The sequence below is a fragment of the Streptomyces sp. NPDC005863 genome, assembly GCF_042871345.1.
In the GTDB taxonomy this organism is placed as follows: Bacteria; Actinomycetota; Actinomycetes; order Streptomycetales; family Streptomycetaceae; genus Streptomyces.
In genome coordinates this window covers 1423788-1438186 of sequence record NZ_JBIAII010000002.1, presented here as the reverse complement: position 1 = coordinate 1438186, position 14399 = coordinate 1423788, and the positions used below count along the sequence as shown (strand labels likewise).

At 73.0% G+C, this 14399-nt stretch carries 8 protein-coding genes; 4 read left to right on the top strand and 4 right to left on the bottom strand.

Going from position 1 to position 14399, the window contains the following annotated elements:
- Positions 1-101: 101 nt before the first annotated feature.
- Both ACFYO9_RS12385 and ACFYO9_RS12380 read right to left on the bottom strand, forming a co-directional pair.
- Entirely contained in the window at positions 102-584 is a 483-nt protein-coding gene (locus ACFYO9_RS12385) for a DUF456 domain-containing protein (RefSeq protein WP_358773360.1), read from the bottom strand.
- A 51-nt stretch (positions 585-635) separates the two neighbouring features.
- Positions 636-1640: a helix-turn-helix domain-containing protein gene (locus tag ACFYO9_RS12380; RefSeq protein ID WP_358773362.1), complete on the bottom strand. Its 1005-nt coding sequence runs from the start codon at positions 1638-1640 to the stop codon at positions 636-638.
- Between the two features lie 228 nt (positions 1641-1868).
- Here ACFYO9_RS12380 and ACFYO9_RS12375 point away from each other — a divergent pair, with 228 nt between their 5' ends.
- The 3 genes from ACFYO9_RS12375 to ACFYO9_RS12365 all read left to right on the top strand — a co-directional run bounded on the left by ACFYO9_RS12375 (position 1869) and on the right by ACFYO9_RS12365 (position 9481).
- On the top strand, positions 1869-5636 hold the full coding sequence (locus ACFYO9_RS12375) for a S8 family serine peptidase (RefSeq protein WP_358773364.1): 3768 nt from the start codon (positions 1869-1871) through the stop codon (positions 5634-5636).
- Positions 5637-6729: 1093 nt separating this feature from the next.
- Entirely contained in the window at positions 6730-7641 is a 912-nt protein-coding gene (locus ACFYO9_RS12370; RefSeq protein WP_388666174.1) for a protein phosphatase 2C domain-containing protein, read from the top strand.
- A gap of 97 nt (positions 7642-7738) precedes the next feature.
- Positions 7739-9481: a pyruvate dehydrogenase gene (locus ACFYO9_RS12365; protein WP_355805386.1), complete on the top strand. Its 1743-nt coding sequence runs from the start codon at positions 7739-7741 to the stop codon at positions 9479-9481.
- 24 nt (positions 9482-9505) lie between these two features.
- Here the strand turns inward: ACFYO9_RS12365 and ACFYO9_RS12360 are convergent, their stop codons facing one another.
- Positions 9506-12550, bottom strand: a complete 3045-nt coding sequence (locus ACFYO9_RS12360; RefSeq protein WP_358773368.1) for a glycoside hydrolase family 38 C-terminal domain-containing protein — start codon at positions 12548-12550, stop codon at positions 9506-9508.
- Positions 12551-12727: 177 nt separating this feature from the next.
- Between ACFYO9_RS12360 and ACFYO9_RS12355 the strand changes: the two genes are divergently transcribed.
- Positions 12728-13213, top strand: a complete 486-nt coding sequence (locus ACFYO9_RS12355; protein ID WP_358773370.1) for an ATP-binding protein — start codon at positions 12728-12730, stop codon at positions 13211-13213.
- Positions 13214-13276: 63 nt separating this feature from the next.
- Here ACFYO9_RS12355 and ACFYO9_RS12350 read toward each other — a convergent pair whose 3' ends face one another.
- Positions 13277-14353 (bottom strand): DUF2637 domain-containing protein, encoded by a 1077-nt coding sequence (locus tag ACFYO9_RS12350; protein ID WP_358773372.1) that lies wholly within the window; start codon positions 14351-14353, stop codon positions 13277-13279.
- Positions 14354-14399 lie beyond the last annotated feature (46 nt).

Genomic DNA, 14399 nt, shown 5'->3' with positions numbered 1-14399 from the left:
CCACGAGCCGCACTACAGACTCACCAGCATCAGATCATCATCGGGCGCATACCTACAGATAACACCGCAGCACAGAGGAAAACGACCTCTAAGAGGACCTCTCAGCCCCAGAGCAGCGCCCCCAGCCACGCCCCCACGATCAGCAGGCACGCGAACAGTTCCGTCAGCACGCTGCTCCCGCCCATCCGCATCGCGTTCCGCGTCGACGCCGCCGCCTCACCGTGCCGGCCGAGCCGCAGTCGCTCGCCCGCGTAGATCCCGCCGACGAAGCCGGGGATCGCGCCGATCACCGGGACCACGCAGAAGCCGAGCAGCGCGCCGGCCCCGGCGCAGACCGCCATCCGGGGCGTGGCGCCGCTCTCCCGCAGCCGGCGGGGCGGCAGCTGCCAGCGCACGGCCTGGGCCGCGAGGAGCACCAGGGTCGCGCCGACGAGGATGCCCCAGGCCAGGCCGTTCGGGTCGTACAGGGTCCACCAGAGGACCGCGGCCCACACCAGCCACGAGCCGGGCACTCCGGGTACCAGCACTCCGCACAGGCCGAGCAGCATGACCACCCCGACCAGCAGGAGTTCCCACGCTCCCATCTGTCCAGCCTGCACCAGACGCGACGAAACCGCAGGTCAGGTCAGGTCGGGTCAGTCCTGAGGGGGCCCGGCGGCCCGCGAGACCCAGTCGCGCTCGTACGCGTGCCAGCCCAGCTGGAGCCGTGTCGTGACGCCCGTCAGCTCCATCAGGCGCTTCACCCGGCGCTGCACCGTTCGCAGCCCCAGGTCGAGCTGTTTGGCGACGCTCGCGTCCGTCAGGCCCGCCAGAAGCAGGGAGAGGATCTCCAGGTCCGTGCCGTCCGGGCCCTCGGGGGCGACCTCGCGGGGCGCGCCACCGGCCTCGCCGATGCGCAGCGGCAGCGCCTGGGACCAGACCGCCTCGAAGAGGCCCGACAGCGATTCGAGCAGACCGCTGGCGTGCACGACGAGCGCGGCGGGCTCGGCCGTACGCGAGGTCAGCGGCACCATCGCGAGCGTTCCGTCGGCGATCACGAGCTTGGTCGGTACGCGGTCGACGACCCGTACCTGCTCGTCGCGGCCGATCGCCGTCGACAGCTCGACGAGGCCCGTCGGCAGGTCGAGGACGGCGCGTTCGACGACGACGCGGTAGCGCACCCCGCGGCCCGTCGCCTGCTCCTCGGCGCTGTTCTCCGTGCCGGTGATCGCCACGGGGCTGCCGGTCACCAGGGCGCACACCTCGTCTGCCGCGCCCAGCTGCAGCTGGAGGAAGCGCTGCGAGACCGCGGCCGCCCCGGTGACCACCTCGACCAGGTCGTGGACGGCGGGTTCGGCGGCCTGCGCGCGGTACTCCTCGGCGAGCAGGGTGGCCGCGAGTTCGGCCTTCTCCAGCTCGTGGCGCTGCTGGGCGAGGAGCGCGCCGAGGGCGACCCCGGGCGGCGCCGCCACCCAGCGGCCGGCCTTGCCGGAGGCCTGCGCGGCCAGGCCGTGCCGCTCCAGGCGGCGCAGGGTCCGCTCGGTCTCCGGCTCGCCGAGGGTGAGCCTGCGCGCGAGGTCGGCGATGTCGGCGGCGCCCACCGACACCAGCGCCCGGTACGCCGACTCGTGCGTCTCGTCCAGACCGATCGCTGCCAGCATGCGGCGACGTCCCTCCCCAGGCTCCGTTTCCGAAAAGGCTCTGCTCGGACGGTGTCGTGGCGGGAAAGAGCCACGGCGTAAACCCGCCCCAGGACATCATCCCCGCACCACCCGTCTCTCTGCCAAGGTGACGCCACCGCAGCACCAACCGCGGCCGGATATGCGGCCTTTGGGTCCCATCGGCCCGTGGTTCCGTGTGCCCGCCGACCGTCAACCCTGGGGAGAGCGATGCGCCCGATATCGCGTACGGCATGGGGGGCGGCGTCCGCCGTCGTCCTCGCCGTCACCGCGGCCGTCCCGTCCGTGGCCGAGCCACATCCGACGCCGGAGCGGCCCCCGTTGGCGGGGAGCGTGCCGCAGGGCGCCGCGCGCGGAGGGGGCGGCTCCGTGGTCACCCTCGTCACCGGCGACCGGGTCCTCGTGACCTCGGACGGCAAGGGGAGATCGGGCGCCGTCGCGCTGCCCGGCGCCGACGGCACCGCGCCGCTGATCCAGACGCGGCAGTCCGGCAAGGACCTGTACGTCTACCCCGAGGGCGCCGAACACGCCCTCGCCCAGGGCCTCGTGGACGAGGAACTGTTCAACGTCACCGGGCTCGTCCGCCAGGGCTACGACGACGCGCACACCAAGAAGCTCCCGCTCATCGCCGTGTACGACACGTCGGTCGACGTCGCGCGCAAGGTGCCCGCCACCCCGCGCGGCGCCACGCGCGGACTCGTCCTCGACCCCGTCGACGGCGTCGCCCTGAAGGCCGACAAGAAGAAGGCCGCGGCGTTCTGGGCGGATATCACGTCACCCAGGTCACGCGCCACGGCCGACGTCAAGAAGCTCTGGCTCGACGCCAAGGTCGAGGCCACCCTCGACCGGTCGACCAAGCAGGTGCACGCCCCCGAGGCCTGGGCCGCCGGCTACGACGGCAAGGGCACCAAGGTCGCCGTGCTCGACACCGGCCTTGACGCCGAACACCCCGACCTCAAGGGCCGCGTCGGCGCGACGAAGAACTTCACCGACTCGCCGGACACCGAGGACCGCCAGGGCCACGGCACCCACACCACCTCCACCGTCGGCGGCTCCGGCGCGGCGAGCGGCGGCAAGAAGAAGGGCGTCGCGCCCGGCACCGAACTGCTGCACGGCAAGGTCCTCAACGACAGCGGTTCCGGGGCCACTTCCTGGATCATCGCGGGCATGGAGTGGGCCGTCGACCAGAAGGCCGACGTCGTCTCGATGAGCCTCGGCAACCCGGCGCAGACCGACTGCACCGACCCCATGAGCACGGCGACCGAAGAGCTCGCGCGGTCCGCGAAGGACACCCTCTTCGTCGTCGCGGCCGGCAACACGGGCCCGTCCCTCAACTCCGTCTCCTCGCCCGGCTGCGCGCCCGGCGTCCTGACCGTCGGCGCCGTCGACCGCGACGACACCACGGCCTCCTTCTCCAGCCGCGGGCCCGCGTACGGCTCGCACACGCTCAAGCCGGAGATCGCCGCCCCCGGCGTCGACATCTCCGCCGCGTCGGCCGGCGGGCGCGGCGTCTACGCGTACCGGTCCATGAGCGGTACGTCGATGGCGACCCCGCACGTCGCGGGCGCCGCCGCCCTCGTCAAGCAGCGCCACCCCGACTGGAGCGCCCAGCAGATCAAGGCGGCCCTCGTCTCGTCCGCCGACAGCGGGGTCCCCGGCGACGCGCGCGAGACCGGCGGCGGACGGCTCGACGCGAAGGCCGCGATCGACCAGCGGGTGCTCGGCTCGCCCGCCGTGCGGGGCGGCAGCTTCGGCTGGCCGCAGGACGCCTCCGACCGCACCACGGTCGGCGTCCCCTACACCAACACCACGGACAAGACGGTGAAGTTGAAGCTGTCGGTGGCGGGAGTGACCGGCAACGACGGCTCGGCCGTGGGGTCCGGCGTGGCGCGGCTCGGCAAGCGCTCCGTGACCCTCCCGGCCGGCGCCACCGTCGAGGTGCCGCTCGAGCTCAGCCCCGACGCGGACCTCAAGCGCGCCCAGTACGGCGACATCACGGGCCGCGTGCTCGCCGAGACCGGCGACGGCGGCCGCGTCTCCACGCCCTTCTCGCTCTACGTGCAGCCGGAGACCGTCAGCCTCCGCGTGAAGCTCGTCGACCGCAACGGCAGGCCCGCCGACGGGGCGTCGTCCGTGGACCTCATCGGCACGGACACGGCGACCGGCGAGCGGCGCTTCAACGAGGGCGCCAACGACCAGACGTACCAAGTGCGCCCCGGCGCCTACTTCTTGACCGGGTTCATCGCGACGCCCGAGGCGCACGGCGACGGCAAGCTCGTCGACTCCCTCACCCATCTCGCCCGCCCCCAGGTCGAGATCAAGAAGGACACCACGATCACGCTCGACGCCCGCACGGCGCACCGCCTGAAGATCCGCACCGACCAGGCCTCCGAAGTCTGCGGCGCCACCCTCGCCTTCTCGCGCGGCTGGGGCAAGGACCACTGGCTGCACGCGGGCACCGCCGCGGGGCCGCGCACCGTCCGCGCCTACTACCAGTCCGTCGAGGGCAAGCCCTCCCAGGGCACCTTCGAGTCCGGCAGCTACTGGCGGGCCGCCGCGCCGCAGATTTCCCGGCTCGCCGTCGCGGGCGGCCCGGTGCTGCACCCGGTGACGGCGTCGACCGGCTCCGCCAACCTGGACGGCACCGGACGCGCGGTCTTCGTCGACGCCAGGTCCGGCACCCCCGACGAGCTCGCCGCCGCCGGGGTCAAGGGCAGGATCGCCCTCGTCGAAGTCCCGGACAGCGGGGACGCCGCGGGCGTGGCGAACGACGCGAAGAAGGCGGGAGCGATCGCCGTCGTCGCCCACCGCAAGGCGGCCGGCCGCTGGTACCCAGCCGCGGGCTTCGTCGGCTCCCCGCTGCCCGTCCTCGGCCTCCCCACCGCGGAGGCGGACGCGCTGCTCGCCCGACTCCACTCGGGGCAGGTCCAGTTGATGTGGAAGGCGACGGCCAAGAGCCCGTACGTCTACAACCTGGCGTTCCCCGAGACCGGCCAGATCCGCGACGACCGCACCTACCGGGTGCGGGACAAGGACCTCGCCGCGAACAAGGCGGCCTACCGGGCGATGGGGGAGGCCACGGACTACGTGGACCTGCCCTCGGCCGTCCGCCCCAGCGGCGTCGAGGTTTACTTCGCCGACCTGGCGTCCGTACCGGCACCCGGCAAGCGCACCGAGTACTACTCGGCCGGTACGACCGGCTGGGGCCACCAGGTCTCCAGCAGCTTCCCGTACGGCGAGTTCATGATCGACCCGGTGCGCACGTACGAGAAGGGTGAACGGCGCGCGGAGACCTGGTACGACGGGGTCCTCGTGCCCGGCACCCCGCGGGACGCCGCGGGCGATCCCGCCCTCGCCGGGGAGCGGCAGGGCAACCTGATCGGGGTCGCGCCCGGCTTCTGGTCGGACGCCGAACACGCGGGCATCCAGGGCAGCTTCGGCGACATCGGTTCCGTACAGCTCAAGCGGAACGGCGAGATCGTCGGCGATTCGGGCTGGCCGTCCGGGGTGTTCACGGTCCCGGCGGAGGACTCCGCGTACGAACTGACCCTCACCACACAGAAGATCGGCTCCCGCGTGTGGCACCGGTCGACGGGGACGGAGACGACCTGGTCGTTCCGCTCGCACCTGGACGAGGACGTCTACTCGCAGGGCATCCCCATGCTCTTCCCCACCTACCGGCTCCCGGAGGACGGCCTCAAGACGCTGCCCGCCAAGGACGGTCTGCGGATTGAACTCGGCGCCACCGGGCACGCGGGCTACGAGCCGGGCCCGCTCACGAAGGCGGAGCTGTCGTACTCGTACGACGAGGGCACGACGTGGCAGGCGGCCACCACCGCCGAGCACGACGGCACATGGCGCGCGACCGTGCACCACGCGGGCGCCTCCGGCAAACAGGTCTGGCTCAAGTCCCGGCTGACGGACGCCCACGGGAACTCCGTCACACAGACCGTGGCCCGCGCCTACGACGTGCGGTAGTCACACCGGCCCCGCCGGGCGGTCCTCCCGTGGGGGGTGGGCCCGCCCGGCGGTCTCCGTGATGGCCGGAATTTCCGGAAGAACCGTTTTCGTACGGCCCTCGCGGTGGAAAATTAGGGGCATGAGCCAGCAGGGGGACAGGCCCGCCGATCGCGACGACGACTGGTGGGGACAGCTGTACGACGACGCGGCGCCGGACACGGGGCCCGCGGCCGCGCGGGATACCCTGGACGACAGATTCGCCTCGGCGGCAGACGCGGTCGGGTGCCCCGCGCCGAACGTCCCCCTCCCTCCGCCCCGCCGGGAGGGGGCGCCAGGGGGGCGGCAGGCGGACCCCTCGCCGGGGGGTGGACGGGGCGCTTCGCCGGGGGCTGGAGGGGATGCCTCGCCGGAAGCTGGATGGGGCCCCTCGCCGGGGTCTGAACGGACCCCCTCGCCGGGAGCTGGACGGGACGCCTCGCCGGGGTCTGAACGGACCCTCCCGCCGGGGTCTGAACGGACCCCCTGGCTAGGAGCTGAACGGACCCCCTTGCCGGAAGCTGGACTGGATGCCTCGCCGGGAGCTGAACGGACCCCCTCGCCGGGAGCTGAGCCGCCCGGCCCCGCGTCGGTGCCGCCGACGGGGCGTACGGCGCCCACACCCCCGCACGTACCGGCCCCGGCGAGTCCGCAGCCCTGGCCGCCGGCGGTCCCGGAGGCAGAGCCCTCCTCCGAGCCGGGTGCGGCGTCGACGCCGGCCCGAGGGTCGGACCGGGCGAGTGGGCTGCCGGGTTCGCCGGGTGCAGGTGAGGCCTGGGTTCCCGCGCCGCCCGAGCCTTCGGACCCGCCTCGCCCACCGGCCCCCGCCGCTCGTCCTTCCCGGCCCCCGCAGGCACCGCAGGCACCCCCATCGGAAACCCCCACCTTCACCGCCCCGGCCCCCTGGGCGCCGCCCTCCTCCGCCCCCGGCGGACCCGTGTCCTTCCCCGCGGGCCCTACGGGAGGGGCACGTACCGGCGGGTCCGCCCCTCGGCCTCCCGACGCCCCCGCCCCCGGCAACCCTCACATCCCTCACGTCGGGGACGGGCCCCCTACCTACGAGGCCGAGCCCACCGTGTTGCCCGCCGCCGACCCCGACGACCTCGGGGATCTCGTCGCCGACACCGTGCTCGACGGGGCGCGGTACGGGAGCAGCACGCTGCGGGCCGCCTCCGTGCGCGGGGACTCCGCCCGGTACCGGGGCGAGCCCCGGCGCGACTCCCTGCTCACCGCCCGGTTCGGGAGCGGCGACGACGCCCTCGTCCTCGTCGCCATGGCCACCGGCGCCCGCGCGACCCCGGGAGCGCACCGCGCCGCCGCCGAGGCGTGCCAGTGGATCGGCCGGGCCGTGGGCCGCAGTCACCGGCGGCTCGCCGAGGACCTCAGGGCGGCCCGGCGCGGCGACCTGAAGTCGGGGCTGCACCGGCTCACCGACCGCAGCCTCGGCAGACTCCGGGCCCGCGCCGCCGACCTGGGCCTGGAGCCGGAGGAGTACGCCGCGTCGCTGCGCTGCCTGCTCCTGCCGGCCGACCCCCGCTGCCGTACCCGCGTCTTCTTCGGCGTCGGCACAGGCGGCCTCTTCCGGCTGCGCGACGGCGCCTGGCAGGACATCGAGCCCCGCGTGGCCGAGGCCACCGGCGACGCCGTGGTGGGCTTCGGCTCGCCGCCCGACCGGCTCCCCGAAGACGAGCACCTCACCATGGACCTGGGGATCAGCACACCGCCAAGCCCGTACGAACCCGCGCCCGAGCCGCCCCGCGAGCCGTTCCGTTTCCGGGCCTCCGTCGCCCGCCCGGGTGACGCCCTCGTCCTGTGCAGCGGCGGCCTCGCCGAACCGCTGCGCGGCGAGCCCGAACTGGCCGAACACCTCACCCGCAGATGGGAGAAGAGCGGTCCGCCGGGGCTCGCCGCCTTCCTCGCCGACATCCAGGTCAGGGTCAAGGGGTACGCCGACGACCGCACCGCCGCCGCGGTCTGGGAGGCATGACCGCCGCACCTGTGACTTCATGGAACCGGTGACTCCGCGGACCCACGGGTCGCCCGGGGTGAGCCACGGTCCACCGGTGTCGAGAGGTGCGTACAGCATGGCCAAGCAGAACGTCGCCGAGCAGTTCGTCGACATCCTCGTCCGCGCGGGCGTCAAGCGCCTGTACGGAGTCGTCGGCGACAGCCTCAACCCGGTCGTGGACGCCATCCGCCGCACCAAGGGGATCGACTGGATCCAGGTGCGGCACGAGGAGACCGCCGCCTTCGCGGCCGGCGCCGAGGCGCAGATCACCGGGAAGCTGGCCGCCTGCGCGGGCTCCTGCGGCCCCGGCAACCTGCACCTGATCAACGGCCTCTACGACGCGCACCGCTCGATGGCCCCGGTCCTCGCCCTCGCCGCGCAGATCCCGTCGAGCGAGATCGGGCTCGGGTTCTTCCAGGAGACCCATCCGGACCAGCTGTTCCGCGAGTGCAGCCACTACAGCGAGCTGATCTCCACGCCGAAGCAGATGCCGCGGCTGCTGCAGACCGCCATCCAGCACGCCGTCGGACAGAGCGGCGTCAGCGTCGTGTCGCTGCCCGGCGACGTCGCGGCCGAGCCCGCCCCGGAGAAGGCCCCCGAGACGGCCCTGGTCACCTCCCGGCCCTCCGTGCGCCCCGGCGACGCGGAGATCGAGCGGCTCGCGGCGATGATCGACGAGGCGGACAAGGTCACCCTCTTCTGCGGCAGCGGCACGGCGGGCGCGCACGCCGAGGTGATGGAGTTCGCCGAGAAGATCAAGTCCCCGGTGGGCCACGCGCTGCGCGGCAAGGAGTGGATCCAGTACGACAACCCGTACGACGTGGGCATGAGCGGCCTGCTCGGCTACGGCGCCGCGTACGAGGCCACCCACGAGTGCGACCTGCTGATCCTGCTCGGCACGGACTTCCCGTACACCGCCTTCCTGCCCGACGACGTGAAGATCGCGCAGGTGGACGTGCGGCCGGAGAACCTCGGGCGGCGCTCCAAGCTGGACCTCGCGGTCTGGGGCGACGTGCGCGAGACGCTGCGCGGTCTGACGCCGCGCGTCACGCCGAAGACGAACCGCAAGTTCCTCGACAAGATGCTCAAGAAGCACGCGGACGCCCTCGAAGGGGTCGTGAAGGCGTACACCCGCAAGGTCGACAAGCACGTCCCGATCCACCCCGAGTACGTCGCCGCCGTCCTCGACGAACTCGCCGCGGACGATGCCGTGTTCACCATTGATACCGGTATGTGCAATGTCTGGGGAGCCCGCTACCTCACGCCCAACGGCAGGCGCCGCATCATCGGCTCCTTCAGTCACGGCTCGATGGCGAACGCCCTGCCGCAGGCGATCGGCGCCCAGTTCACCGACCGCAGGCGCCAGGTCGTCTCCATGTCGGGCGACGGCGGCTTCTCGATGCTGATGGGCGACTTCCTCACCCTCGTCCAGCACGACCTGCCGGTGAAGGTCGTCCTGTTCAACAACTCCTCCTTGGGCATGGTGGAGTTGGAGATGCTCGTCGCCGGCCTCCCCTCGTACGGCACGGCCAACCACAACCCGGACTTCGCCGCCGTCGCCCGCGCCGCGGGTGCCTACGGCGTCCGCGTGGAGAAGCCGAAGCAGCTCGCCGGCGCCCTCAAGGACGCCTTCGCGCACAAGGGTCCCGCCCTCGTCGACATCGTCACCGACCCGAACGCCCTCTCCATCCCGCCCAAGATCAGCTCGGACATGGTGACCGGCTTCGCCCTCTCCGCCAGCAAGATCGTGCTCGACGGCGGAGTGGGCCGGATGCTCCAGATGGCGCGCTCCAACCTGCGGAACGTGCCGAGGCCGTGACATCGGCCCCGGCACCCGCTCGGGTCAGGCGGGCCGCAGCCGCAGCGTGACGATCTGGAACGGCCGCAGCGCCAGCGCGAGTCCGGCCTCGCCGGTCTGCGCCTCGTGCAGCGGCCGCTCCAGGAGGTCCGTCACCTCCGCGCGGGCCACCGGGAACGACGTGCCGAGCACGGCCGCGGCCCGCCCGCCGCGCGACTCGTAGAGACGTACGACGACATCGCCGCTGCGGTCGTCGGCGAGCTTCACCGACTCGACGGTGACGGCGGGGTGGTCGACGCTCACCAGCGACGCCAGCGCGGGCGCGTCGGCCACCCGCAGCGGCAGGTTGAGCGCGAGCCCCTCCGCGACGGCGTCGCCGGTGCCCGCCCCGGGCAGCAGCGCGTACGTGAAGCGGTGCGGGCCCTGGTCGGTCTCCGGGTCCGGGCTGTGCGGGGCCCGCAGCAGGGTCAGCCGCACGGTCGTGCCGAGCGTGCCGTCGTGCTCGGTGCGCGTCACGTCGTGGCCGTACGTGGAGTCGTTGAGCACCGCCACGCCGTACCCCTCCTCGGCCACCCGCAGCCAGCGGTGCGCGCAGATCTCGTAACGCGCCGCGTCCCAGCCGGTGTTGGCGTGCGTCGGCCGGTGCACATGGCCGAACTGGATCTCGGCGGCGGACCGTTCGGCGTGCACGTCAAGGGGGAAGGCCGCCTTGAGGACCTTCTCCGACTCGTGCCAGTCGACATCCGTGACGACGTCCACGCGCCGGCTGCCCGCCGCGAGCCGGATCTCCTGGGTGATCCGCGACGCCCCGAAGGCCCGCACCACGCGCACCGCGACCCGCAGTGGCCCGTCCTCGACGAGCTCGACGGACTCGGCGTCGGTGAGGTCGGTGTGCCGGCGCCGGTAGTGCCGGTCCAGGTCCCAGGCGTCGTAGTGCGTGGGGTGGTCGGGGTGCAGCTGGAGGAGGTTGGCGGGGGCCGCGAGGACCTCGCGGCCGGCGTCCAGGTCCGTCACGGAGGTGAGCAGTCCGGCGGCGTCGACGGTGACGATCAGATGCTCGTTGGTGAGCAGGATGGTGTCGCCGGTGGTGTGCGCCACCGCGCCGGCGCCCGCCTCCCGCGCGGCGTCCAGGCTGCGGGTGCCGAGCGCGGGGACGTCGACGTGTACCAGCGTCCCGTCGCCCGTGTCGACGACCTCGCTGCGGGCGTAGGGCGAGGCGTTCAGCGCGGCGGGGCCGCCCGCGCCGAGCGACCGGACGGCCGCCGCGGTCAGCTCGTCGAGCTCGGCGAGGACCCGCTCGTACGTCTCGCGCGCCTCCCGGTGCACCCAGGCGATCGACGAGCCCGGCAGGATGTCGTGGAACTGGTGCAGGAGCACCGTCTTCCACAGCCGGTCCAGGGTGTCGTACGGATAGACGTACGCCGGATCGCGCACCGCGGCCGCCGTGCACCACAACTCCGCCTCGCGCAGGGCGTGTTCGCTGCGCCGGTTGCCGCGCTTGGTGGCCGCCTGGGTGGTGTAGGTCGCGCGGTGCAGCTCCAGGTACAGCTCGCCCGACCAGACGGGCGCCTGCGCCCCGTACTCCTCCTCGGCCGCCGCGAAGAACGCCGACGGTTTCTCGATCTCGACGCGCGGCGACCCCTCCAGGGAGCGCAGCCGCCGGGCCCGCTCCATCATCTCGCGGGTGGGCCCGCCCCCGCCGTCGCCCCAGCCGAACGGCACCAGGGAGCGCGACGCCCGGCCCTTGTCGGCGAAGTTCCGCTCGGCGTGGGCGAGTTCGGCGCCGTGGAACTGGGAGTTGTAGGTGTCCACGGGCGGGAAGTGGGTGAAGACGCGGGTGCCGTCGATGCCCTCCCACCAGAAGGTGTGGTGCGGCATCTTGTTGGACTGGTTCCAGCTCAGCTTCTGGGTGAGGAACCAGCGCACCCCCGCGAGCTTCGCCAGCTGCGGGAAGGCGGCCGTGTACCCGAAGGAGTCCGGCAGCCAGATCTCCTCCGTCTCGACGCCGAGCTCCTCGCGGAAGAACCGCATGCCGTGCGTGATCTGCCGGGCGAGCGCCTCACCGCCCGGCATGTTGGCGTCCGACTCGACCCACATCGAGCCCACCGGCGCCCAGTTGCCGTCCGCGACGGCCTTCTTGATGCGCTCCCAGATGTGCGGCTGGTGCTCCTTCACCCAGGCGTACTGCTGGGCCTGCGAGCAGGCGAAGACCAGCTCCGGATACTCCTTCGCCAGCGCCGTCACATTGGCGAAGGTGCGCGAGGCCTTGCGCACCGTCTCGCGCAGCGGCCACAGCCACGCCGAGTCGATGTGCGCGTGTCCGGCCGCCGAGACGCGGTGCGCGCTGGCGTGGGCGGGCCGCGCGAGGACGTCGGCGAGCTCGGCGCGGGCCGCGGCGGCGGTGCCGGAGACGTCGTGCAGATCGAGCGCGTCGAGCATGTCCTCCAGGGCGCGCAGGATCTCGTGGCGCCGCGGACGGTCGGCGTCCAGTTCGCGCATCAGCTCGGAGAGGACCTCGATGTCCAGGGTCAGCTGCCATACGTCCTCGTCCAGTACGGCGAGGTCGGCAGACGCGAATCGGTAGATCGGACCATTGCCTGCGGTCAGTACGTCGCCGAGCGGTGTCGGCACGAAGTCGTGCAGAACGGCGGGATTGGCCGCCGCCTCCAGGAGCAGGTGCACGTCCTCGCCGCCCCGGGCGGGGGAGGCCACCGGAATATGCCGATTGCGCGGGTGAATACCCTTCAGGGGTACGCCCGCCGCGTCGTACACCAGGCCCTCTGCCTGGAAGCCGGGCCCCTCCGCACTGAAACCGGGGTCGATCACCACCTCGACCCGCCGCCCGCTCCACTCCTCGGGCACCTGCCCTTGAAGCCTGAACCAGCTGGTGGACCAGGGGTTTCCCCACGCGGTGCCGGTCTCGAAGGGCTCGTACACCGCATCGAGGGCGGTCGCGACGGGCACCGGCTCGCCCGGCGCGTGCCAGACGGAGAGGGTCAGCGGGGTACGTCGCGCGTACTGGGCGGGGCGGATGAACTGGCGCAGCGCGCGCTCCAGGCGGCCTTCCACCAGCAGTCGGTCGTCGTGCACTCGGGCTCCTCGGGAGGCTCGGAGGTGGGGCTCTCCGCTTCACTTCCCCCCGATCCGGGGGCGCACCCCCCGCCATTGGTTGATGATTCGACAAGCGTGCCGCCCCTGGCGAAGGGCATGCATCCCGTGAAGTTGTTCGAGCAAGGGGGCAGAGACATCGCTTTGTGGGCGGGGGTCATGACAAGCCAGTCACGGACGGGAGGCTCCGGGAGCATCGGGGCCACCCCGCGGAAGGAACGGGACGAGAGAACCGGCGCGGCGCGCGGCGGCCCCGGCGGCGGGCAGTTCACGCGCCGCCTCGGCAGGTCGGATCTGCGCGCGGTGTCCGAGGTCAGAAAGGCCCTGAGGGATTTCCTGCGGCCGTGGGGGAGGCCGGGACGGGCCGAGACGGCCGAGCTGCTCACCAGCGAACTGGTCACCAACGCGCTGGTGCACACCGACCACGACGCGTTCGTCACCGCGACCGTGGGCCCGCGCGGGCTGCGCGTCGAGGTGCGGGACTTCGCGGGGAGCCGCCCCGAGCCGCGGGTACCGGACGCCGACAGCGGTACGAACGGCCGGGGTCTGCTCCTCGTGCAGGCCCTCGCCGACGCGTGGGGCGTGCGGGCGCACGGGGTGGGGAAGGTGGTGTGGTTCGAACTCGACGGCGGCGGCACGGCGTGAGCCCTGCCGCCGCCCTCGGGTGACGGGACGTTCCTCTCGGGTGACGAGGCGGTCCTGGCGCGGTCAGCCGAACTGCTGCTCCAGGTCCTTCAGCTTCCGCTCCAGCGAGTCGAGCCGGGGCAGCGCCTGCGTGTCGTCCTCGGCCGTCAGGTCGACGGTGAGGGGGGCGACAGGTTCGGCGCCGTCAGGGCCGTTCCTGACGGCCTGGAGGGAGGGTCGGGAGCGCAGGGGCAACTGGTCCTGCGCCGGTATGGCAGGGTCCGCGCCGACCTGCGCGGACCCTGCGCCCGACGCGACGGCCGGCACCTCCACCTGACGGCCGCCGCCGCGGCCCTGCCAGGTGCGGTGGCCCCGGCTGAGCGCCTTGAGCTGCGCCCGCTCCAGCTTCTCCTGGTCACGCCTGCGCAGCCGGGTGCGCTCCTTCTCGCGCCGGTCCTCGCGCACCTCCTCGACGGCCTCGTCCAGCGTGCGGACGCCTTCGAGGAGCATCAACGACCAGGCGGCGAAGGTCTCCCGGGGCGCGCGCAGCCACCGCACGATGCGGATCTGCGGCAGCGGACGCGGCACGAGACCCTGCTCGCGCAGCGCCGCACGGCGGGTCTGCTTGAGCGCGCGGTCGAAGAGCACCGCCGCCGACAGCGACATGCCCGCGAAGAAGTGCGGGGCGCCCGCGTGGCTCAACCCCCGTGGCGCGTGCACCCAGTTGAACCAGGCGGCCGCGCCCGCGAACGTCCACACCAACAGCCGCGAGCCGAGCGCCGCGTCGCCGTGGCTGGCCTCGCGCACGGCGAGGACGGAGCAGAACATCGCCGCGCCGTCGAGGCCGAACGGGACCAGGTACTCCCAGCCCCCGGAGAGGCTGAGGTTCTGCTGCCCGAAGCCGACCAGGCCGTGGAAGGACAGCGCCGCGGCGACGGCCGCGCAGCAGAACAACAGCACATAGGAGGCGGTTCCGTAGACGGCTTCCTTGCGTCTGCGGCGTTCCTCGCTGCGCTCCCACGAGTCGTCGCTCGCGGTCCCCTTGGCCGTCTTGTCGTGGCCTCGCTTGCCGCGCGTGAGCACCGCCACCGCCACCAGCATGCCCAGGAGCAGGACGCTGCCGGGGAGCAGCCAGTCCAGCGATATGTCGGTCAGTCTCATCTGGGGGTCCCTTGCATTGCGGTAGGGCGTAACGGGCGCCATATTG

Excerpts from the sequence above, each read along its gene's own strand:
- ACFYO9_RS12385 (WP_358773360.1), bottom strand. The coding sequence starts at position 584 with ATGGGAGCGTGGGAACTCCTGCTGGTCGGGGTGGTCATGCTGCTCGGC.
- ACFYO9_RS12365 (WP_355805386.1), top strand. The coding sequence starts at position 7,739 with ATGGCCAAGCAGAACGTCGCCGAGCAGTTCGTCGACATCCTCGTCCGC.
- ACFYO9_RS12380 (WP_358773362.1), bottom strand. The coding sequence starts at position 1,640 with ATGCTGGCAGCGATCGGTCTGGACGAGACGCACGAGTCGGCGTACCGG.
- ACFYO9_RS12355 (WP_358773370.1), top strand. The coding sequence starts at position 12,728 with ATGACAAGCCAGTCACGGACGGGAGGCTCCGGGAGCATCGGGGCCACC.
- ACFYO9_RS12350 (WP_358773372.1), bottom strand. The coding sequence starts at position 14,353 with ATGAGACTGACCGACATATCGCTGGACTGGCTGCTCCCCGGCAGCGTC.
- ACFYO9_RS12375 (WP_358773364.1), top strand. The coding sequence starts at position 1,869 with ATGCGCCCGATATCGCGTACGGCATGGGGGGCGGCGTCCGCCGTCGTC.